The following is a 20,850-nucleotide window of genomic DNA, read 5'->3' on the forward strand; positions in this document are numbered from 1 at the left end:
TCGAAGAAGAGGCACAACGTCGGTGAGGGATGACGTGAGCGACAACTCTGTAGTACTGCGGTACGGCGATGGCGAGTACACCTACCCGGTGATCGATTCGACCGTCGGCGACAAGGGCTTCGACATCGGGAAGCTCCGCGCCCAGACCGGTCTGGTGACCCTGGACAGCGGCTATGGCAACACCGCCGCCTATAAATCCGCCATCACCTATCTCGACGGCGAGCAGGGCATCCTCCGGTACCGCGGCTACCCGATCGAGCAGCTGGCCGAGCGCTCCACCTTCACCGAGGTGGCGTACCTGCTGATCAACGGCGAGCTGCCGAAGGTCGACGAGCTGGCGAGCTTCAAGAACGAGATCACGCAGCACACCCTGCTGCACGAGGACGTCAAGCGGTTCTACGACGGCTTCCCGCGCGACGCCCACCCGATGGCCATGCTGTCGTCCGTGGTGAGCGCGCTGTCGACGTTCTACCAGGACAGCCACAACCCCTTCGACGAGAAGCAGCGTCACCTCTCGACGATCCGCCTTCTCGCCAAGCTTCCGACGATCGCGGCGTACGCGTACAAGAAGTCGCAGGGCCACCCGGTCGTCTACCCGCGCAACGACCTCGGCTACGTCGAGAACTTCCTGCGCATGACCTTCTCGGTGCCCGCCGCCGAGTACGAGCTGGACCCGGTCGTCGTCGCCGCGCTCGACAAGCTCCTGATCCTGCACGCGGACCACGAGCAGAACTGCTCGACCTCCACCGTGCGTCTGGTCGGCTCCTCGCAGGCGAACATGTTCGCCTCGATCTCGGCCGGCATCTCGGCCCTGTGGGGCCCGCTGCACGGCGGCGCCAACCAGTCGGTCCTGGAGATGCTGGAAGGCATCCAGGCCTCCGGCGGCGACGTCGACACCTTCATCCGCAAGGTGAAGAACAAGGAAGACGGCGTGAAGCTCATGGGCTTCGGGCACCGCGTCTACAAGAACTTCGACCCCCGGGCGAAGATCATCAAGGCGGCGGCGCACGACGTCCTCTCGGCCCTCGGCAAGTCCGACGAGCTGCTCGACATCGCGCTGAAGCTGGAAGAGCACGCGCTGGCCGACGACTACTTCGTCGAGCGCAAGCTCTACCCGAACGTGGACTTCTACACGGGTCTGATCTACCGGGCCATGGGCTTCCCGACCGAGATGTTCACCGTGCTCTTTGCGCTGGGGCGTCTGCCTGGGTGGATTGCTCAGTGGCACGAGATGATCAAGGAGCCTGGGTCTCGGATCGGGCGGCCTCGGCAGATCTACACCGGTGAGGTTCTTCGGGACTTTGTCCCGGTTGAGGGTCGCTGATCCTTTTTTTGGGGACTGCGGGCCGTCTTTGGCTGGTCGCGCAGTTCCCCGCGCCCCTTCGGGGCGCTCCCTCATCTGCGGCTCAAAAGCGAGAAGCGCCCCGCCGTCGATCCCCCCACGGGTCGACGGTCGGGGCGCTTCCCTTTTTCCCGGTGCGGATTCCCCCCACGGGATCCGGCCGGGCGTCTGTGGTTGCCCTGCGGTCTGCCGGGACGCGTACGGGAGGGCCGCTCAAAGCTCCCCGGTGTACGTGCCCCGGCAACGCAATTCCAGGGAGCATCCCCCAAGATGTCCCCTGATGGCGGACGACGTCCCCCAAGACGTCTACCGGCATCGTCCCATTAGACTCGCGACCCCCCTAGATGGTTACGTTCGGATCACTGTGATCTGCGTCTCTTGCATATGTCCAGTACATGCGCAAGAGCCCCGATATGGGGATCCTGAGGGGTGGGTGAGGATGCTGAAACGGACCTGTGAAGGGGTTATGTGAACGTCCGCAGCCGCAGACTGTTCGTGACCACGAAGACCGAGGAGAACGCCATGGCGGCCCCCGCGATCATCGGGTTCAGCAGGCCGGCCGCCGCGAGCGGCAGTGCGGCGACGTTGTAACCGAAGGCCCAGCAGAGGTTGCCCTTGATGGTGGCGAGGGTCTTCCGGGAGAGCCTGATGGCGTCGGCCGCCACTCGCAAGTCCCCGCGCACCAGCGTCAGATCGCTCGCCTCGATCGCCGCGTCCGTGCCCGTACCCATCGCGAGGCCCAGATCGGCGGTGGCCAGCGCCGCCGCGTCGTTCACGCCGTCCCCGACCATCGCCACGACCCGGCCCTCGTCCCGCAGCCGCCGTACGACGTCGACCTTGTCCTGCGGGAGGACCTCCGCGTACACGTCGTCCGGGGCGATCCCCACCGCCCGCGCCACCGCGTCGGCGACGGCCTTGTTGTCGCCGGTGAGCAGGATCGGCCTCAGGCCGAGCGCGCGCAGTTCGCGCACCGCCCGCGGGCTGGTGTCCTTGACGGCGTCGGCGACCGTGAGCACGCCGCGCGCGGCACCGTCCCAGGCGACCAGCACGGCCGTACGCCCCGACGCCTCCGCCGCTCCCTTCGCCCCGGCCAGCGCCTCCAGGCCCGTGACGCCCGCGTCCGCGAGGAGCCGCTCGCGCCCCACGAGCACCTCGTGCCCCTCCACCGCGCCGCGCACCCCGGACCCGGCGACGTTCTCGAACCGCTCCGGGACCGCCAACTCCGCGACGGGGACGCCGAGACGGTCGGCGGCGCCCGCCGCGAGAGCACGGCCGACGGGGTGCTCGGATGCGTGTTCCAGGGCGCCCGCGAGGCGCAGCAGCTGCTTCTCGTCCGTGCCCTGGGCGGCGTACGCGTCCGCCATCTCCATGCGGCCCGTCGTCACCGTCCCCGTCTTGTCCAGGACGACGGTGTCGACGCGGCGTGTGGACTCCAGGACCTCGGGGCCCTTGATGAGGATGCCGAGCTGGGCGCCGCGTCCCGTGCCGACCATCAGGGCGGTGGGGGTGGCCAGGCCGAGCGCGCACGGGCAGGCGATGATCAGGACGGCCACGGCGGCGGTGAACGCGGCGGTCACATCGCCCGTGGCGCCGAGCCAGCCGCCGAGCGTGCCGGCCGCGATGAGCAGGACCACCGGCACGAACACCGCGGCGATCCGGTCGGCGAGGCGCTGCACCTGGGCCTTGCCGGTCTGGGCGTCCTCGACGAGCCGTGCCATGCGCGCCAGCCGGGTGTCGGAGCCGACGCGGGTGGCCCGTACGACGAGCCGCCCCGAGGTGTTCACGGTGGCCCCGGTCACGGCGTCGCCCACGGTGACGTCGACCGGTACGGACTCGCCGGTCAGCATCGAGGCGTCGACCGCGGACGCGCCCTCCACGACGGTGCCGTCGGTCGCGACGGTCTCGCCGGGGCGTACGACGAAGTGGTCGCCGACGGCCAGCCGCCCGACCGGGACGCGCTCCTCCGTGCCCGCGCGCAGGACGGTGACGTCCTTGGCGCCCAGTTCGAGCAGGGCGCGCAGGGCCGAGCCCGCCCGTCGCTTGGAGCGGGCCTCCAGCCAGCGGCCGAGCAGGATGAACGTGACGACACCGGAGGCCACCTCGAGATAGATCGTCGAGGCACCGGCCCCCGGCGAGGCCGTGAGGTCGAAGCCGTGCCGCATCCCGGGCATTCCGGCGTCCCCGAGGAACAGCGCCCACAGCGACCAGCCGAACGCGGCGAGCGTGCCGACCGATACCAGCGTGTCCATGGTCGCGGCGCCGTGCCGCACATTGGTGAGCGCCGCCCGGTGGAAGGGCAGGCCGCCCCAGACGACGACGGGTGCGGCGAGGGTCAGCGAGAGCCACTGCCAGTTGTCGAACTGGAGGGCGGGGGCCATCGCGAGCAGCACGACGGGCAGGGACAGGAGGGCGGAGACGGTCAGCCGCTGCCGCAGGGTGTCGGGCTCGGTGGGGTCCGCGGTGGCCGGGGCGGAGGCGTGGCCCGCCTCGGGCTCCGGGGGCGGCGGGACGATCTCCTGCGCCGTGTAGCCCAGCTTCTCGACGAGGGCGATCAGCTGGGGGACCTCGACTCCGTCGGCGTACGTGACCTTCGCCTTCTCCGTGGCGAGGTTGACCGACGCGGCGGTCACCCCCGCCACGCGGTTCAGCTTCTTCTCGATGCGGGACGAGCAGGAGGCGCAGGTCATTCCGCCGACGGCGAGTTCGACTTCGGAGACTTCGGTCATGACTCCTTCGTACTACTTCCGGGCCCGTGACACGGCGGCGGGCCCTGTGGCGCCGACGTCGGCACCACAGGGCCCGGGGTACCCGGCGGGCCGCCGGTCAGGCCTTGACGCCGGCCAGTTCGTAGCCCGCCTCGTCGACCGCGGCGCGCACCGCGGCCTCGTCCAGCGGGGCCTTGGAGACCACGGTCACCTGGCCGGTCGAGGCGACGGCCTTGACGGAGGTGACGCCCGCGATCTCCGAGATCTCGGCGGAGACGGCGCCCTCGCAGTGGCCGCAGGTCATCCCCGTCACCTCGTACACCGTGGTGACGGCGCCCTGCGAGGTCTGCGCGGTGTCGTCGGAGTGGCAGGAACCGCTGGGGGAGCAGCAGGAGCCGGTCGTCTCGGACGCGGCCTGCGGCAGCTCGGTCTGGGCGCTCATGTCGTTCTCCTCGGGAAGGCGTGTGTACATATGCGACGTAATGTGCCAGTGGGGGCCCGGAGTCCCCTGGACCCCCTGACACTCGGAACACTATACCCCTAGGGGGTATCCCGCAACGCGGGGCGCTCGCGCGGCGTCAGCCTCTGCGTCCACGGTTGCCGGGGCGGGCCGCGACCCAGGCGCGGATCGTGTCCGCGTACCAGAAGGGCTTGCCGCTCTCCACGTGGTCGGGGTCGGGCAGCAGCCCGTGCTTGCGGTAGGAGCGCACGGTGTCGGGCTGTACCCGGATGTGCGCGGCGATCTCCTTGTACGACCAGAGCCTGCGGTCAGTCATCGGTGGCACCTCCCTGCACGCGCCCAGGCCGACCGGAGAGGCCGACGGGGGAACTGGGCGCGACGCGTGGCGATCACTCAGCCTGTGCCCGTTGAACGACGCAGAGTGACCGCCGGGGCCTGGCTGTGGGCCGCCTGTGACGTAAGGGCCGCGTACGTGAGACATGTGTGACAGGAAAAGAGTGTTTGTGACGAAAGCGGCATGTCGCGGCGCCGCGGATCCCCTGAAGCGCTGCCGGGGTTAGGCCCCGCAGGAGCGCAGGAAGGCGCGGGTGCGGCGGGCGATGGGGAGGGGCTGGTCCGGCGGGCACGGGTACATGTCCTGCTCGACGATCGCGAAGAGGTCGACGCCCAGCTTCTGCGCCGCCGCGAGGACGGGCTCCAGCGCCGGCACCCCGGCGGGCGGCTCGCACATCACGCCGCGCGCCACGGCGGGCCCGAACGGCACCTCCTGCGCGCGCACCGCCGCGAGGACCTCCGGGTCGACCTGCTTGAGGTGCAGATAGCCGATGCGCTCGCCGTACGTCTCGATGAGTTCGACGCTGTCCCCGCCGCAGTAGGCGTAGTGGCCGGTGTCCAGGCAGAGCGAGACGAGATCGGGGTCGGTGGCGTCGAGGAAGCGGGTGACGTTCTCCTCGGTGTCGATGTGCGTGTCCGCGTGCGGGTGGACGACGACCTGAAGGCCGTAGCGCTCGCGTACCTCGTGGGCCAGGCGCTCGGTCTGGGTGGTCAGTTCACGCCATTGCGCTGGCGTCAGGACGCGGTCCTCCAGCACCTCGCCGGTCTTGTCGTCGCGCCAGAAGGAGGGGATGACGACGAGGTGCCCGGCGCCCATCGCCTGGGCCAGCGCGGCGTTGTCGGCGACGTGCGCCCAGGTCTTCTCCCAGACGGCGGGCCCGTGGTGCAGCCCCGTGAAGACCGTGCCCGCGGAGACCTTGAGGCCGCGCCGGGCCGTCTCGGCCGCCAGTTCGACGGGGTCGGTGGGCAGATAGCCGTAGGGGCCCAGCTCGATCCATTCGTAGCCGGACTCGGCGACCTCGTCGAGGAAGCGGCGCCAGGGGACCTGCTGGGGGTCCTCGGGAAACCACACGCCCCATGAGTCGGGCGCCGAACCGATCCGGATGCGAGACAGCGTCGTCATGCCGGCAAGACTCCAGGCCGCCTCGGAACGGTGTCAAGGAGTGGTCCGAATGTAAGGACAAAATGTTGACAGGGCTCCCGGAGCGGGATTAGACCTGGGGGGCATACGACCGACCGGCCCGGCGAAGGGACGCAGAGGGTGAGTGATCCGTACGACGTCATCACCATGGGCCGGATCGGGGTGGACCTCTATCCGCTCCAGGCCGGGGTGCCCCTCGACGAGGTCACCACGTTCGGGAAGTTCCTCGGCGGCTCGGCCAGCAACGTCGCGGTCGCCGCGGCACGGCTCGGCCGCCGCGTGGCCCTCGTCACCCGCACCGGCGAGGACCCATTCGGGACCTATCTGCACCGGGCACTGCGGGAGTTCGGCGTCGACGACCGCTGGGTGAGCGCGGTCGCGGGGCTCCCGACGCCGGTGACGTTCTGCGAGGTCTTCCCGCCGGACGACTTCCCGCTGTACTTCTACCGGCTGCCCAAAGCACCCGACCTGGAGATCTACGAGGACGAGCTGGACCTCGGCGCGATCGCGGCGGCGCGGGTCTTCTGGATGACGGGGACGGGGCTGTGCGCGGAGCCGAGTCGCACGGCGACGCTGGCGGCGTTGGCCTCGCGGTCGGCGGGCGTCACGGTGTTCGACCTCGACTGGCGGCCGATGTTCTGGTCCGACCCGGCCGAGGCGCGCCCTCACTACGCCGCCGCGCTCGCGCACGCCACGGTCGCCGTCGGCAACCTCGACGAGGTCGAGATCGCCACGGGTGAGCGTGAACCCCTGGCCGCGGCGCGGGCGTTGCTCGACGCGGGGGTCGAACTGGCCGTCGTGAAACAGGGGCCCGAAGGAGTGCTCGCGATGAACCGGGCGGGGGAGTCGGCGCGGGTGCCGCCCCTGCCCGTGCGGGTGCTCAACGGCCTGGGCGCGGGCGACGCCTTCGGCGGGGCCCTGTGCCATGGGCTTCTCGCCGGATGGGAGTTGGAGCGGATCATGCGGTACGCCAACGCGGCGGGGGCGATCGTCGCCTCGCGGCTGGAGTGCAGTTCCGCCATGCCGTTTGCTGGCGAGGTCGCCTCAGTTGTTGAAGCGGGGGCTGTGTTGTGAGCCCGCACCTCGGGCGCCGTTCACGGGGCTCCGCCCCGGACCCCGCTCCTCAAACGCCGGAGGGGCTGGAATTTTCCGCACGTCCGCCGGAGGGGCTGGAATGTCCGCCGGAGGGGCTGAAATTCGCTGACCTCACCCGCATTCGGGCCCACCATCCCGAAGCCGTCCTCGAAGCCGCCGCCCGGCGCCCCCGGCGCAGGCTCCTCGCCGACGGTGGGCGGCTGTTGATCGTCGCCGCCGATCATCCCGCCCGGGGATCCCTCGGCGTCGGGAGCGATCCGTTCGCCATGGCCAACCGGCGCGACCTCCTCGAACGGCTCTGTCTCGCGCTGTCGCGGCCCGGCGTCGACGGCGTGCTCGCCACCGCCGACGTGCTCGACGACCTGCTGCTCCTCGGCGCCCTCGACGGCAAGGTCGTCATGGGGTCGATGAACCGCGGCGGTCTCGCGGGGGCCGCGTTCGAGCTGGACGACCGGTTCACCGGGCACCGGCCCGAGGACCTCGAACGGCTCGGCTTCGACGCGGGCAAGCTGCTGCTGCGCGTCGACTACGACGACCCGGGGTCGCTGACCACGCTGCACTCGGCGGCGCGGATCGTCGACGCCATGGCCGAGCGCCGGCTGCCGGTCTTCGTCGAGCCGTTCCTCACGCGCCGGGACGGCACGGGGGTGCCCCGCAACGACCTGAGCGCCGAGGCCGTCACCCGGTCCATCGCCATCGCATCCGGCCTCGGCGGCACCTCCGCGTACACCTGGCTGAAGGTCCCCGTCACCGACAACCCCGACGACATGGCCCGCGTCATGGAGACCTCGACGCTGCCCGCCGTGCTGCTCGGCGGCGACATCGGGGACGATCAGGACGCCGCGTACGAGAAGTGGCGCGGCGCCCTGCAACTTCCCACCGTGCAGGGGCTCGTCGTCGGCAGGGCGCTGCTCTACCCGCCCGACGGGGATGTGGCGGGGGCGGTCGACACCGCCGTAGGACTGCTGTAGCGGGGTGGACAGATGGAGGAGGCCCACATGACGTACGTACCGAAAGGGAGTGCGGCCCATGGCCCGTACACCGTTGACATCGATCCGAAACGGGCAGGCTGGGTCCACTGCGCGCTGCGCGTCGTAGAGATCGAGGCCGGCGGCACGCACTCCTTCGATACCGGCGGGAGTGAATGGATCGTGCTCCCGCTGACCGGCGGCTGTACGGTGCACACGGAAGCCGGGATCATCGAACTCCTGGGCAGGAAGAGCGTGTTCAGCGGAGTCTCCGATTTCGCTTACGTCCCCCGCGACGCCCGGATCCAGATCGCCTCCGGCGCGGGAGGCCGCTTCGCCCTGGCAGGAGCGAAGTGCGAGCGTCGACTCCCCGCCCGCTACGGCTCCGCGCCGGAGGTACCCGTCGAGAGCCGCGGCAGTGGCACCTGCGCCCGTGAGGTGCGCAATTTCGCCTCCGCGGACGCCTTCGACTGCGACCGCCTCATCGCCGTCGAGGTGATCACGCCCGGTGGCAACTGGTCCTCGTACCCGCCGCACAAGCACGACGAGCACCGGCCGGGCGTCGAGGCCGAGCTTGAGGAGATCTACTACTTCGAGATCGAGGCGCCCGAGGGCCGGGAAGGCTTCGGGTACCAGCGGGTTTTCCCCTCCCGCGAGGGTGGTACGGACGTCCTTGCCGAGGTCCGTTCCGGTGACGCCGTGCTCGTGCCCGACGGCTGGCACGGCCCGTCCGTCGCCCAGCCGGGCCACGCGATGTACTACCTGAACGTCATGGCGGGACCGGGCGAGGAGCGGGAGTGGCGGATCTGCTTCCACCCCGACCACACGGAGGGATACCGATGACGCAGACGCCGCGTGAGAGCGTCCGGCTCACCACCGCGCAGGCACTCGTGCGCTTCCTGTCCCGGCAGTTCACCGAGCGGGACGGCGAGCGGCAGCGGCTGATCGGCGCGACCTGGGGCATCTTCGGGCACGGCAACGTGGCCGGCATCGGGCAGGCGCTCGTGGAGCACGCCGACGAGATGCCCTTCCACCAGGGGCGGAACGAACAGGCCATGGTGCACGCCGCCGTCGGGTACGCCCGCCAGCGCGGCCGCCTGTCCACCCACGCCGTCACCACGTCCATCGGGCCGGGCGCCACCAACCTCGTCACCGGCGCCGCCCTCGCCACGGTCAACCGCCTGCCCGTCCTGCTCCTGCCCGGCGACACCTTCGCGACCAGGCCCGCCGACCCGGTGCTCCAGCAGCTCGAAGTGCCGTACGCGGGCGATGTGTCGGTCAACGACTGTCTGCGGCCCGTATCGAGGTACTTCGACCGCGTGATGCGCCCCGAGGCGCTGATCCCCGCCGCCCTCGCCGCGATGCGCGTGCTCACCGACCCGGCCGAGACCGGCGCCGTCACCCTCGCCCTCCCGCAGGACGTACAGGCGGAAGCCTTCGACTGGCCCGCGGAGTTCTTCGCCGAGCGGGTGTGGGCCGTGCGCAGGGCGGCTCCCGACCCGCGGGAGCTGGCCGTGGCCGCGGAAGCGGTGCGCGGGGCGCGGCGGCCCCTGGTCGTCGCGGGCGGCGGCGTCCACCACAGCGCCGCCGAGGACGCCCTGCGGGAGTTCGCCGACGCGACCGGCATCCCCGTCGCCTCCACCCAGGCCGGCAAGGGCTCCTTGCGCTTCGACCACCCGGCGGACGTCGGCGGCATCGGCCACACGGGCACGGCGACGGCGAACGAACTGGCCCGCGCCGCCGACCTGGTGATCGGCGTCGGCACCCGCTACAGCGACTTCACCACGGCCTCCGGCACCCTCTTCGAGCGGCCCGGGGTGCGCTTCCTCAACCTCAACGTCACGCCCTTCGACGGCCACAAGCTGGCGGGCGCCACCCTGATCGCCGACGCCCGCGCCGGACTTGAGGCGCTCACGGGAGAACTGCGCCGGCACCGCGTCGCGGACGGCTACACCGCCGAGTACACGGGCGACAAGGCCCGCTGGGAGCAGCGCGTCGACGCCGCGTACCAGGCGGACGAGCCGGACATCCGCCCGACGCAGGCCCAGGTCCTCGGCGTACTGGACGAGGTGGTGACGGACGACGACATCGTCATCAACGCCGCGGGCTCCCTCCCCGGTGACCTGCACAAGCTGTGGCGGGCCCGGTCGGCGCGGCAGTACCACGTCGAGTACGGCTACTCCTGCATGGGATACGAGATCCCGGCGTCGATCGGTGTCGCGCTCGCCGCGCCGGAGCGGCCGGTGTGGGCGCTGGTCGGCGACGGGACGTATCTGATGAACCCCACCGAGCTGGTCACGGCCGTCCAGGAGAACATCCCGGTCAAGATCGTCATCCTTCAGAACCACGGGTACGCGTCGATCGGCGGGCTCTCGGAGTCGGTGGGCGGCGAGCGGTTCGGCACGGACTACCGCTTCCGGGCACCGGACGGGACGTACACCGAGGGCCCGCTGCCGGTCGATCTCGCCGCCAACGCGGCCTCGCTCGGGATGCGGGTGCTGCGCGCCAGAACAGTGCGTGACCTGCGCGGGGCGCTGCGGGAGGCGCGCGCCGCGGACCGTCCCACATGTGTCTATGTGGAGACGGAAACGGCAGACACAGTGTCGGGCCCGCCCCCGGCACAGGCGTGGTGGGATGTGCCCGTGGCCGAGACGGCGACCCGGGTGTCCGCGGTCAAGGCCAGGGAAGAGTACGACCGGCACGTCGCTGCCCGACGCCGCCACCTGTGAGAGTAGGGATGCTTGTCATGACGAAGACCGTCCATCACTGGATCGGCGGGAAGGCCGTCGAGGGCGCGTCCGGCACCTACGGCCCGGTCACCGACCCGGCGACCGGAGCCGTCACGACGCAGGTCGCCTTCGCGAACGTGGCCGAGGTGGACGCCGCCGTCGCCGCCGCCCGCGAGGCCTTCGCGACCTGGGGCACCTCCTCGCTGGCCAAGCGCACCGCGATCCTCTTCAAGTTCCGCGCGCTGCTGGACGCCAACCGCGACGCGATCGCCGAGCTGATCGTCGCCGAGCACGGCAAGGTGCACTCCGACGCGCTCGGCGAGGTCGCCCGCGGCCTGGAGATCGTCGACCTGGCCTGCGGCATCACGGTGCAGCTCAAGGGCGAGCTGTCGACGGAGGTCGCGAGCCGCGTGGACGTGTCGTCCATCCGCCAGCCGCTCGGCGTCGTCGCGGGCATCACGCCGTTCAACTTCCCCGCGATGGTGCCGATGTGGATGTTCCCGCTGGCCATCGCCTGCGGCAACACCTTCGTACTGAAGCCGTCCGAGAAGGACCCGTCCGCGTCGATGAAGATCGCGGAGCTGCTCGCCGAGGCCGGTCTGCCCGACGGAGTCTTCAACGTCGTGCACGGCGACAAGGTGGCCGTGGACCGCCTCCTGGAGCACCCGGACGTGGCGGCCGTCTCGTTCGTGGGCTCCACCCCCATCGCCCGCCACATCCACACCACCGCCTCCGCCCACGGCAAGCGCGTCCAGGCGCTCGGCGGCGCCAAGAACCACATGCTCGTCCTGCCCGACGCCGACCTGGACGCCGCGGCCGACGCCGCCGTCTCCGCGGCCTACGGCTCGGCGGGCGAGCGCTGCATGGCCATCTCGGCCGTCGTCGCGGTCGGCTCCATCGCCGACGAACTGGTGGGCAAGATCAAGGAGCGCGCCGAGAAGATCAAGATCGGTCCGGGCAGCGACCCGGCGTCCGAGATGGGCCCGCTCATCACCGCCGCCCACCGCGACAAGGTCGCCTCCTACGTCACGGGCGCCGCGGCCGAGGGCTGCGAGGTCGTCCTCGACGGCACCGGCTACACCGTGGAGGGCCACGAGAACGGCCACTGGATCGGCCTCTCGCTGCTCGACCGCGTCCCGACGACCGCCAAGGCCTACCAGGATGAGATCTTCGGCCCGGTCCTGTGCGTCCTGCGCGTGGACACGTACGAGGAGGGCGTGGCGCTGATGAACGCCTCGCCGTTCGGCAACGGCACCGCGATCTTCACCCGGGACGGCGGCGCGGCCCGCCGCTTCCAGCTGGAGATCGAGGCGGGCATGGTCGGCGTGAACGTGCCGATCCCGGTGCCGGTGGGCTACCACTCGTTCGGTGGCTGGAAGGACTCGCTCTTCGGCGACCACCACATCTACGGCAACGACGGCACGCACTTCTACACGCGCGGCAAGGTCGTCACCACGCGCTGGCCCGACCCGTCGGACGCGCCGGCCGGGGTGGACCTGGGCTTCCCGCGCAACCACTGAGTCGCCGACGTGTGACTGTACGTAGAGCAGGGCCGTCCGGTATCCGGACGGCCCTGATTCTTTTTTGACGCCGCTCTTGCGGTTCCCGTGCACAGGGTGCAATTCGGGCAGCTAAAGCACCTGTGTTCATGTGCCTGCAATATCAAGGTCATATCCGCTGGCGGCATGCTCATTGTGGCCCTGGTGGGCAAACTCTTGGGAATGCGAGGCGACTTGGGGTGCGGCTCGGCTGCGGATTCCGTAGGTAAATGACCGTTGACGTTCCGGATATCGCCGGGGTTCGATGACGCGCCGGGAGCCACAGAAAGACCCAGCTCGACAGCCTTCGGAGGCGATAGGGCTCCCCCGCATCTCCTGCCGTACCAGTCGATCGGAATCGCGCTTCATGACCGACACGCTCCGCCCGCTTCCCCCGCCCACCGCCGCGCCCCCGGCGGCCCTGGCCGATCCGGGCCGTCCCCAGAAGCTCAAGCGTTCCATCGGCGTCGTCGGCGGCACCCTCCTCACGCTGTCCTGCGTGACGCCCGCCTCCACGCTCTTCGTGGTCGTCCCCGACCTCTTCTCCTCACTCGGCACCGCCACCGCGCTCACCATCGCGATCGGCTCGCTGCTCTGTGTGGGCGTCGCGTTCTGCTACTCGGAGCTGGGCACCCTCATCCCCAGCGCGGGCGGCGAGTACGCGATGGTCTCCACCATGGCGGGGCGCCTCGCGGGCTGGCTGGTCTTCGTCCTGTCCCTGCTCGTCGTGATGATCGTGCCGCCCGTCATCGCCATGGGCACCGCCGACTACCTCGCGCCCCTCGTCCACCTCGACCCGTCCTACGCGGGCGCGGGCGTCATGATCTGCGCCACCCTCGCGGGCCTGCTCGACCTGCGCGCCAACGCGTGGATCACCGGCATCTTCCTCGTCCTCGAGGTCGTCGCGGCGGGCGTCGTGGCCGTCCTCGGCTTCGCCCACGCCGAGCGCGGACCGGGCAGCCTGGTGGATCTGTCGGTGGCGTCCGGATCCGGCTCCGGGTCCGGCGGGGTCGACACCGTCACGGCCATGCTCATCGTCTCGGGCCTCGCGATCGCCCTCTTCGTCACGCAGGGCTTCTCCACGGCCGTCTACCTCTCCGAGGAGCTGGAGAACCCGCGCCGCAACGTCGCGCGCACGGTCCTCGCCACCCTCGGCATCTCCGCCGTGATCATCCTGGTGCCGGTCGTCGCGATCACCATGGGCGCCGAGAGCCTCAGCGCCCTGACCGAGGGCGACATCGGCGCCATGGTCACCGCCTGGTCCAACTCGGCGGTCGGTACGTTCGTCAGCCTCTGCGTGGCCCTCGCCATCGTCAACGCGGGCATCGTCATGGTCATCCAGAACTCCCGCGTCCTGTTCGCCTCCGCGCGGGACAAGGCCTGGCCCACGCCGGTGAACAAGGCGCTCTCCAAGCTCGGCGCGTCCGGCGCCCCCTGGGTGGCCACGCTGCTGGTCGGCGTCCCCGGCGCACTCCTGTGCTTCGTCAACCTGGACACGCTGTACGGGGTGACCGGCGTCTCCGTCACCGGCATGTACCTCCTGGTGGCGGTCGCCGCGCTGCTCGCCCGGCGGGGCTCCCACGGGCACGGCGCGGCCTGGCGGATGCCGCTGTGGCCGGCCGTGCCGGTGGTGCTGATCGCCGTACTCGCGTACGTGCTGAGCCAGCAGGAGACGCAGTACCTGGTGTGGACCGGCGGGATCGTGCTCGTGGCCACCCTGTACTGGGCGCTGTACCTGCGGCCGCGCCGGGACACGCGGTGGCTGGTGAGTGTGCCGGAGGACGGGCAGGGCTGAACCGCTCAGCCCTGCTCAGCCCCGCTCAACCCGTCGCTCCACCTCCGCCCAGTCCTCCGGATCCACCTCGGCGGACCCGCCCCCGACCAGCAGGTCACGGTCCTTGAAGCCGCTCGACGTGGACACGCACACCACGGGTCCCTCGGCGGACGCCGGGCCGCCCCGCTGCCGGTACCCCGCGAGCCCTGCTGCGGCTGACAACTCCGCCCAGAGCCCGGCCCCCGCCAGCTCCGCACGCGCCGCGGACATCTCCGCGTCGGAGACGAGCAGCGCCGCGCCGCCGCTCTCCCGGACGGCGAGGGTCCCGCGGTAGCCGCCGACCGAGGAGCCGATCGCGTAGGCCGCGGTCTCGCCGACCGGGACCGTGGCCGCCGGGAGCCCGTCCCGCAGCGCCGCGGCCAGCGGGCCCCCGGCGGCGGGCTCGCAGGAGTACAGGCGCGGCACCCGGTCGGCGACACCGAGAGCGACCAGTTCCGCGAAGCCCTTCCACACGCCGAAGAGCAGCTCGCCGTAGCCGGTGGGCAGGAACACCGCCGCGGGGACGCCGAGTTCGGCGTGGATCTCGTAGGCGAGGGTCTTGTAGCCCTCGGGCCCGAACGCGTGCCCGGTGTGCGTGGGCGTCACATTGCTGACCGGGTGGTAGCCGAACCGCTCCGCGATCCGCCGCAGCAGCGGCCATCGCGCGTCGGAGGGCACCGGCAGCACGACGGCTCCGTACGCCCGCAGGAAGGCGTCGACCGCGGGCGGCGTCCCCGCCGACGAGAGCACCACGCAGCGCAGGCCCGCCCGCGCCGCGTACGCCGCCGCGGAGGCGCCGTGGTTGCCGGACGAGGCGACGACGATGCCCTCCGCACCCGCCCCGACCGCCGCGCTGACCGTGACGCGGTTGATGCGGTCCTTGTGGCTCCAGGTCGGATTGCGGGACTCGTCCTTGATCCACAGGCCTTCGCCGAGCGGCACGAGCGGCGTGCCGCCCTCGCCGAGGCCGGGGGCGTGCAGTGGCGGCAGGAGCGGCGCCCAGCGTTCGTGGCCGCGCGGCTGCCCCGGCGCGGTGGTGAAGAGACCGGCGGGGACCTTGTCGTAGGCGTAGTCGACCTCGACCGGGTACGACACGCTGTCGTTGCTGGTCACCGGGCAGCCCGCGGTGAGCGGCGGCCACAGGGGGAAACGGACGGACGGGTCACCGAGCGAGCGCTGACCGGTGGCGAGGGAATCCCGGGATGTCATAGGTGAAGACTCTATTCACCCCTGACGCGGTGCGTCCTCCCCGCTCTCCGGACTCTCCGGGCCGAAGTCCCAGCCGACCGAGACGAAGCGCCCCTCGTCCGTCCCGCCCGCGGCACGGTAGGTCGCGAGCGCCGCTTCGTTGTCCGTGTCCACGCCGACCCACATGCCCGCGCACCCCCGCTCCCGCGCGAGCGCCGCCAGCGCCCGGACCAGGGCGCGTCCCGTGCCGCGGCGCCGGAAGCCCTCGGCGACGTCCAGCTCGTACAGGAACATCTCCGTGCCCTTGTCGGGGTGGACCGTCTCGACGCCGCTGACGAAGCCGACCGGGGTGCCGCTGCCCTCCTCGTACGCGAGCAGGAGGTGGTGGCCGGGGCTGTCGAGGAAGCGGCGGGTCGCCTCGGGGCGGGCGGGGCCGTCGAAGAGGTGCTCGGCGGCGGTCACCTCGGCGGCGGAGGCCGCGGATCGGATCTCCATGCGTACCACGATCGTGGTACGCGGGACGCGGAGTCTACTCCCCGGGGAGGCAGGACAGTTCACACCGGCGGCTGCCCCGCTTGTCAGTCGCCGCCCGTACGGTGGTCGCATGGATCTACGACTGCCCAGGCCCAGGCTCCCCGGACCGCGCGGGCCACGTCGGCTGCTCGCCGCCGCGGCCGCCGTCGTGGTGCTCGCCGGGGCGGGCACCTGGACGGCGGTCGCCTCGGACGACGGCCCGTCCGTGCACCGCTCCGACGGCACGCTCGACGCCGGCGGCGCGAAGATCGACACCTCCTACTTCACCGCGGGGGACCCCGCCGCCAAGCGCCCCGCCGTCCTCATCGGCCACGGCTTCGGCGGCAGCAAGAACGACGTGCGCGAGCAGGCCGAGGACCTCGCGGCGGACGGCTATGCCGTACTGACCTGGTCCGCGCGCGGCTTCGGGAAGTCCACGGGAAAGATCGGGCTGAACGACCCCAAGGGCGAGGTCGCCGACGTCTCGAAGCTGATCGACTGGCTGGCGAAGCGGCCGGAGGTGCGGCTCGACAAGGACGGCGACCCGCGCGTAGGCGTCACCGGGGCGTCGTACGGGGGCGCGGTGTCGCTGCTCGCCGCCGGGACCGACCGGCGGGTGGACGCGATCGCCCCCCAGATCACCTACTGGAACCTCGCGGACGCGCTGTTCCCCGACGGCGTCTTCAAGAAGCTGTGGGCCGGCTCCTTCATCAACACCGGGGGCGGCTGCGAGCGGTTCGAGAAGCGGCTGTGCGACATGTACAACCGGGTCGCCGTCGCCGGGAAGCCCGACGCGAAGGCGCGCGAGCTGCTCGCCGCGCGCAGCCCGGCCGCCGTCGGCGACCGGATCAAGGTGCCGACGTTCCTCGCCCAGGGCCAGACCGACTCCCTCTTCCCGCTCGGCCAGGGCGACGCCATCGCCAGGGCGGTCCGGGCCAACGGCGCGCCGGTGGCCGTCGACTGGATCGCGGGCGGCCACGACGGCGGCGACTCCGAGCGAGGGCGCGTCGAAAAGCGCGTCGGCGCGTGGTTCGACCGCTATCTGAAGGGCGACAAGAGCGCCGACACCGGGCCCGCGTTCCGCGTCACCCGCACCGGGGGCGTCGACTCCACGGACGGGGCGGCCCGGCTGCGGGGCGCGAGCGCGGACACCTACCCCGGCCTGGAGAGCGGCCGGCGCGCGGTGCCGCTCGCCGGGCGTGAGCGGACGTTCGACAACCCCGCGGGCGCCAGCCCGCCCGCCGTCTCCACCCTCCCCGGCCTCGGCGGCAGGGGCCTCTCCCGCCTCACCTCCCTCGGCGTCGGCGTCTCCCTGGACATCCCCGGACAGAACGCCACATTCATGTCGAAGCCGCTGAGTGAGGACCTGCGGATCACCGGTACGCCGACGGTCCGGGCCCATGTGAAGTCCTCCCGCGAGGACGCGGTGCTCTTCGCCAAGGTGTACGACGTCGGGCCCGGCGGAAAGCAGCAGGTCCTGCCCTCCCAGCTGGTCGCCCCGGTGCGGATCGAGGGCGCCAAGGACGGCAAGGACGTCGAGCTGCGCCTGCCCGCCATCGACCACGAGGTGCGCAAGGGCCACCGCCTGCGCCTCGCCCTCGCCTCCACCGACCTCGGGTACGCGTCCCCCGCCGACCCCGCCACATACACCGTCTCGCTCAAGGGCGACCTGGAGGTGCCGACGGCTCCCGGCCTGAGGACCGGCGCCGCGCCCCTGCCCTCCTGGGTGTGGTGGCTGCCGGTCGCGGGTGCCGTCATCGCCCTCGGCCTGCTGATCACCGGCCGCCGCAGGACGACGGCCCCCGCCCCCGACCCCGCCCTCGCCGAAGTGCCGCTCCGGATCACCGACTTGAGCAAGCGGTACGCCGGGTCCAGCGACCGGTACGCCGTCCGTGACGTCTCCTTCCGCGTCGAGAAGGGCCAGGTCCTCGGCCTTCTGGGACCCAACGGCGCGGGCAAGACGACGACCCTGCGCATGCTCATGGGCCTGATCCGGCCCGACGCGGGCGAGATCCGCGTCTTCGGACAGGCGATCGTGCCCGGGGCGCCCGTCCTCTCCCGGGTCGGCGCGTTCGTCGAGGGCGCCGGCTTCCTGCCGCACCTCAGCGGCCGGGAGAACCTGGAGCTGTACTGGAAGGCGACCGGCCGCCCCGCCGAAGACGCCCACCTGGACGAGGCGTTGGAGATCGCCGGACTCGGCAGCGCCCTGTCCCGCGCGGTACGGACGTACTCCCAGGGCATGCGGCAGCGCCTCGCCATCGCCCAGGCCATGCTCGGCCTGCCGGACCTGCTGATCCTCGACGAGCCGACGAACGGCCTCGACCCGCCGCAGATCCGCGAGATGCGGGAGGTCATGATCCGCTACGCCCGCGGCGGGCGCACGGTCATCGTCTCCAGCCACCTCCTCGCCGAGGTCGAGCAGTCCTGCACGCACCTGGTCGTCATGGACCGCGGCCGCCTCGTCCAGGCGGGCCCGGTCGCGGAGATCGTCGGCTCCGGGGACACGCTCCTCGTAGGGCTCGCGGCGGCCATCTCCGACCCGCTGCTCGACAAGGTCGCCGCGCTGCCCGGCGTCGCCTCCGCGGTGCGCGCCGACGACGGCCTCCTGATACGCCTCGACGGCACACCGAGCGGGAGCGCCGCCCGCCTCCTGCCCGAACTGGTGCGCCTGGAAGTGCCCGTGGAGTCCATGGGCCCGCACCGCCGCCTCGAAGACGCGTTCCTGACCCTGATCGGAGGCACCGCATGAGCGCCCCCACCCTGGAGCGCCCCACCGCGCCCGGCTACCGCGCCGGACGCACCCTGCCGCTGCGGGTCGAGGCGGCCCGCCAGCTGAAGCGCCGGCGCACGCTCGTGATGGGCGGGATCATGGCGCTGCTGCCCGTCGTCCTCGTGATCGCGTTCGCCGTCGCCGGTTCACCGGGGGAGCGCAACAGCGAGGTGACGCTGATGGACACGGCCACGGCGTCCGCGGCCAACTTCGCGGCGACGTGCCTGTTCGTCTCGGCGGGCTTCCTCCTCGTCATCCCCGTCGCCCTGTTCTGCGGGGACACGGTCGCCTCCGAGGCGAGCTGGTCGTCCCTGCGCTATCTGCTGGCGGCGCCCGTGCCGCGGGCCCGCCTGCTGTGGTCCAAGCTCGTCGTGGCGCTCGCCCTCAGCGCCGCCGCCATGGTGCTGCTCCCGCTCATCGCGCTGGCGATCGGCACGGTGGCCTACGGCTGGGGGCCGCTGGAGATCCCCACCGGCGGCGAGCTGCCCGCGGGCACGGCGGCGCAGCGCCTGCTGATAGCCGTCGCGTACGTCTTCGTCTCCCAACTGGTCACCGCGGGCCTCGCGTTCTGGCTGTCGACGAAGACCGATGCCCCGCTCGGCGCGGTCGGCGGCGCGGTCGGCCTCACGATCGTCGGCAACGTCCTGGACGCCGTCACCGCGCTCGGCGACTGGCGGGACTTCCTGCCCGCGCACTGGCAGTTCGCCTGGGCGGACGTCATTCAGCCGCGCCCCGAGTGGGGCGGCATGATCCAGGGGGCGGCGGTCTCGGTGACGTACGCGCTGGTGCTGTTCGCGCTGGCGTTCCGGGGGTTCGCGCGGAAGGACGTGGTGAGTTGAGGGGCGTGGTGAGCCAAGGACGCGGCGAGCGGAGGGGTGGCGCTTCGGGTGGCCGCGTCGGCCTCAGTTCCGACGCGGGCCGAGCACGCAGAATGGGTTGCCCTCCGGGTCCGCCAGTACGACCCACGGCTCGTCGCCGGTCTGACCGATGTCGGCGTGCCGGGCCCCATGGGCCAGGAGGCGGGCGACCTCGGCGTCCCGGTCGTCCGGACGGAAGTCCAGGTGCAGCCGGTTCTTCTCCGTCCGCTCCACCGTCTCCTGCTCCGCCGCCCGGCCGAAGAGCAGGCCCGGCAGCCGGTCGGGCGCCGGCCTGATCTCGCACTCGTCGGCGGAGTCCTCGACCACCACCCAACCGAGGGCCTGGGCCCACCACCGCCCCAGCGCCCCCGGGTCCGCCGCGTCGACTACGACTTGCTCCCATTCCAGGCTCATTGGGCGAGGGTAGCCCCGGTGATCGTGCGGCGCGGTGATCGTGCGGGAGCCGCGCTGTGCCGCGCCGTACAGAGCAGGCGGGTACGCGACCTGACCGCGCCGCGCCGCGCGGCCGGGCCGTGGCCCGCTACCGGCACAGCTCCCGCTCCGCCCGCACCGGGTCATTCGGAAACCGGAACGACGTGAGCCGCACCGCGCCCGTCAGATTCCGCCAGAACCGCCCGGCCGTCATCGGCGCGCGCGTCGCCGCCCGCAGCTCGGCGAACGGCTCGCACCGCAGGGCGCGGCGGGCCGCGTCGACGCGGGCGGGGTCCAGCCCCGGAGGCAGGCCGTCGGCGACACCGCGTTCGGCGACGATCCACTCGTCCGGCAGTCGCTTGTCGTGCCCCACGCGACCGTTGAAGCCCTCCGAGTGCGCCGCCAGGGGGTAGGCGAGCCCGATGGGATCGAGGGCCGCGCCGGACAGCGGGATGACGGACCCGCTGAAGCCGAGCGTGTTGTAGATCCCCGTCACCCCGGGCCGGGCGGCAGGGACGGGGGTGTGGGCGAGCAGCAGCGTGGGCGCGCCGGACCGCACCCGTTTGCGTACGAGCCCGGCATACGCCCTGTTGCCGGGCTGCCCCGCGAAGTCGTGGTGCACGGGGTGCGGGGCGGCGTTCTGCTGTACGTACACCCCGCGCTCGTCCGCGACACCGGCCGGCCCGATCCGCCCCTCGTACGGCACCCGCAGCACCGATGCGCATGCCACGGCCCACACCGCGATCCCGGCGACGACGATCGTCCACGCGCGCGTGACGGGCACGAGGAAGACGGGCAGCAGCATCAGCAGCAGCCCCGGCAGGAACATCCGCCCGTGCATGAAGTCGCCGCCGACTTTGATGACGTAGAGCCAGCACAGGGCGCCGGCGGCCACGGGGGCGGCCACGAGGACGCGTTGGCGCGGGCGGTCGGAGGTGGGGGCGGGGGCGGGCCCCTGGGTCTGGC

At 72.0% G+C, this 20,850-nt stretch carries 16 protein-coding genes and 1 pseudogene; 9 read left to right on the forward strand and 8 right to left on the reverse strand.

The window, feature by feature from the left end:
• Positions 1 to 34 precede the first annotated feature (34 nt).
• On the forward strand, positions 35 to 1,324 hold the full coding sequence (locus IG54_RS0127645) for a citrate synthase (protein WP_030790185.1): 1,290 nt from the start codon (positions 35 to 37) through the stop codon (positions 1,322 to 1,324).
• Between the two features lie 482 nt (positions 1,325 to 1,806).
• Here IG54_RS0127645 and IG54_RS0127650 read toward each other — a convergent pair whose 3' ends face one another.
• From IG54_RS0127650 to IG54_RS0127665, 4 genes are all read right to left on the reverse strand, one after another.
• Positions 1,807 to 4,068 (reverse strand): heavy metal translocating P-type ATPase, encoded by a 2,262-nt coding sequence (locus IG54_RS0127650; RefSeq protein ID WP_030790188.1) that lies wholly within the window; start codon positions 4,066 to 4,068, stop codon positions 1,807 to 1,809.
• A gap of 97 nt (positions 4,069 to 4,165) precedes the next feature.
• Entirely contained in the window at positions 4,166 to 4,489 is a 324-nt protein-coding gene (locus tag IG54_RS0127655; RefSeq protein WP_030790191.1) for a heavy-metal-associated domain-containing protein, read from the reverse strand.
• A 136-nt stretch (positions 4,490 to 4,625) separates the two neighbouring features.
• Positions 4,626 to 4,823, reverse strand: a complete 198-nt coding sequence (locus tag IG54_RS0127660; RefSeq protein ID WP_030790194.1) for a MarR family transcriptional regulator — start codon at positions 4,821 to 4,823, stop codon at positions 4,626 to 4,628.
• A gap of 240 nt (positions 4,824 to 5,063) precedes the next feature.
• Positions 5,064 to 5,963: a sugar phosphate isomerase/epimerase family protein gene (locus IG54_RS0127665; protein ID WP_030790197.1), complete on the reverse strand. Its 900-nt coding sequence runs from the start codon at positions 5,961 to 5,963 to the stop codon at positions 5,064 to 5,066.
• A gap of 165 nt (positions 5,964 to 6,128) precedes the next feature.
• On the opposite strand from IG54_RS0127665, the gene iolC reads away from it, so the two are divergent.
• From iolC to IG54_RS0127695, 6 genes are all read left to right on the forward strand, one after another.
• Entirely contained in the window at positions 6,129 to 7,055 is a 927-nt protein-coding gene (iolC, locus tag IG54_RS0127670) for a 5-dehydro-2-deoxygluconokinase (protein WP_030790200.1), read from the forward strand.
• Positions 7,056 to 7,171: 116 nt separating this feature from the next.
• The gene (locus tag IG54_RS0127675) at positions 7,172 to 8,047 is read left to right on the forward strand and encodes a Cgl0159 family (beta/alpha)8-fold protein (protein WP_030790203.1); all 876 of its coding nucleotides are present in this window, start codon (positions 7,172 to 7,174) and stop codon (positions 8,045 to 8,047) included.
• 27 nt (positions 8,048 to 8,074) lie between these two features.
• Positions 8,075 to 8,887 carry a 5-deoxy-glucuronate isomerase gene (gene iolB, locus IG54_RS0127680; RefSeq protein WP_030790206.1) on the forward strand — a complete coding sequence of 271 codons (813 nt, stop codon included), beginning with the start codon at positions 8,075 to 8,077 and terminating at the stop codon, positions 8,885 to 8,887.
• Entirely contained in the window at positions 8,884 to 10,773 is a 1,890-nt protein-coding gene (gene iolD, locus IG54_RS0127685; protein WP_030790209.1) for a 3D-(3,5/4)-trihydroxycyclohexane-1,2-dione acylhydrolase (decyclizing), read from the forward strand. The genes iolB and iolD overlap by 4 nt, the downstream gene beginning before the upstream one ends.
• A 17-nt stretch (positions 10,774 to 10,790) precedes the next feature.
• Positions 10,791 to 12,293: a CoA-acylating methylmalonate-semialdehyde dehydrogenase gene (gene mmsA / locus IG54_RS0127690; protein WP_030790212.1), complete on the forward strand. Its 1,503-nt coding sequence runs from the start codon at positions 10,791 to 10,793 to the stop codon at positions 12,291 to 12,293.
• Between the two features lie 385 nt (positions 12,294 to 12,678).
• Entirely contained in the window at positions 12,679 to 14,106 is a 1,428-nt protein-coding gene (locus tag IG54_RS0127695; RefSeq protein ID WP_030790215.1) for an APC family permease, read from the forward strand.
• Between the two features lie 15 nt (positions 14,107 to 14,121).
• Here IG54_RS0127695 and IG54_RS0127700 read toward each other — a convergent pair whose 3' ends face one another.
• On the reverse strand, positions 14,122 to 15,333 hold the full coding sequence (locus IG54_RS0127700; protein ID WP_037897842.1) for a threonine synthase: 1,212 nt from the start codon (positions 15,331 to 15,333) through the stop codon (positions 14,122 to 14,124).
• 15 nt (positions 15,334 to 15,348) lie between these two features.
• On the reverse strand, positions 15,349 to 15,807 hold the full coding sequence (locus IG54_RS0127705; RefSeq protein WP_030790222.1) for a GNAT family N-acetyltransferase: 459 nt from the start codon (positions 15,805 to 15,807) through the stop codon (positions 15,349 to 15,351).
• Between the two features lie 109 nt (positions 15,808 to 15,916).
• Between IG54_RS0127705 and IG54_RS0127710 the strand changes: the two genes are divergently transcribed.
• Together IG54_RS0127710 and IG54_RS0127715 are read left to right on the forward strand one after the other, a co-directional pair.
• A complete protein-coding gene (locus IG54_RS0127710) occupies positions 15,917 to 18,574 on the forward strand; it encodes an alpha/beta fold hydrolase (RefSeq protein WP_030790224.1) in 2,658 nt (885 codons plus the stop codon).
• Positions 18,571 to 19,434: an ABC transporter permease gene (locus IG54_RS0127715; protein ID WP_030790226.1), complete on the forward strand. Its 864-nt coding sequence runs from the start codon at positions 18,571 to 18,573 to the stop codon at positions 19,432 to 19,434. Before IG54_RS0127710 ends, IG54_RS0127715 begins: the two co-directional genes overlap by 4 nt.
• Positions 19,435 to 19,497: 63 nt before the next feature.
• On the opposite strand, the gene IG54_RS0127720 is transcribed toward IG54_RS0127715, so the two are convergent.
• Both IG54_RS0127720 and IG54_RS0127725 read right to left on the reverse strand, forming a co-directional pair.
• The gene (locus IG54_RS0127720) at positions 19,498 to 19,866 is read right to left on the reverse strand and encodes a VOC family protein (RefSeq protein ID WP_030790228.1); all 369 of its coding nucleotides are present in this window, start codon (positions 19,864 to 19,866) and stop codon (positions 19,498 to 19,500) included.
• Positions 19,867 to 19,993: 127 nt separating this feature from the next.
• Positions 19,994 to 20,850 (reverse strand): annotated as a pseudogene (locus IG54_RS0127725) (hypothetical protein); the annotation flags it as partial.

The organism is Streptomyces sp. NRRL S-920 (assembly GCF_000717945.1).
GTDB lineage: Bacteria > Actinomycetota > Actinomycetes > Streptomycetales > Streptomycetaceae > Streptomyces > Streptomyces alboniger.

Coding starts and splice junctions, on each gene's coding strand:
- IG54_RS0127665 (WP_030790197.1), bottom strand. CDS start 5,963: ATGACGACGCTGTCTCGCATCCGGATCGGTTCGGCGCCCGACTCATGG.
- iolC (WP_030790200.1), top strand. CDS start 6,129: ATGGGCCGGATCGGGGTGGACCTCTATCCGCTCCAGGCCGGGGTGCCC.
- iolB (WP_030790206.1), top strand. CDS start 8,075: ATGACGTACGTACCGAAAGGGAGTGCGGCCCATGGCCCGTACACCGTT.
- IG54_RS0127705 (WP_030790222.1), bottom strand. CDS start 15,807: ATGGAGATCCGATCCGCGGCCTCCGCCGCCGAGGTGACCGCCGCCGAG.
- IG54_RS0127650 (WP_030790188.1), bottom strand. CDS start 4,068: ATGACCGAAGTCTCCGAAGTCGAACTCGCCGTCGGCGGAATGACCTGC.
- IG54_RS0127695 (WP_030790215.1), top strand. CDS start 12,679: ATGACCGACACGCTCCGCCCGCTTCCCCCGCCCACCGCCGCGCCCCCG.
- mmsA (WP_030790212.1), top strand. CDS start 10,791: ATGACGAAGACCGTCCATCACTGGATCGGCGGGAAGGCCGTCGAGGGC.
- IG54_RS0127700 (WP_037897842.1), bottom strand. CDS start 15,333: ATGACATCCCGGGATTCCCTCGCCACCGGTCAGCGCTCGCTCGGTGAC.
- IG54_RS0127660 (WP_030790194.1), bottom strand. CDS start 4,823: ATGACTGACCGCAGGCTCTGGTCGTACAAGGAGATCGCCGCGCACATC.
- iolD (WP_030790209.1), top strand. CDS start 8,884: ATGACGCAGACGCCGCGTGAGAGCGTCCGGCTCACCACCGCGCAGGCA.
- IG54_RS0127655 (WP_030790191.1), bottom strand. CDS start 4,489: ATGAGCGCCCAGACCGAGCTGCCGCAGGCCGCGTCCGAGACGACCGGC.
- IG54_RS0127720 (WP_030790228.1), bottom strand. CDS start 19,866: ATGAGCCTGGAATGGGAGCAAGTCGTAGTCGACGCGGCGGACCCGGGG.
- IG54_RS0127715 (WP_030790226.1), top strand. CDS start 18,571: ATGAGCGCCCCCACCCTGGAGCGCCCCACCGCGCCCGGCTACCGCGCC.
- IG54_RS0127710 (WP_030790224.1), top strand. CDS start 15,917: ATGGATCTACGACTGCCCAGGCCCAGGCTCCCCGGACCGCGCGGGCCA.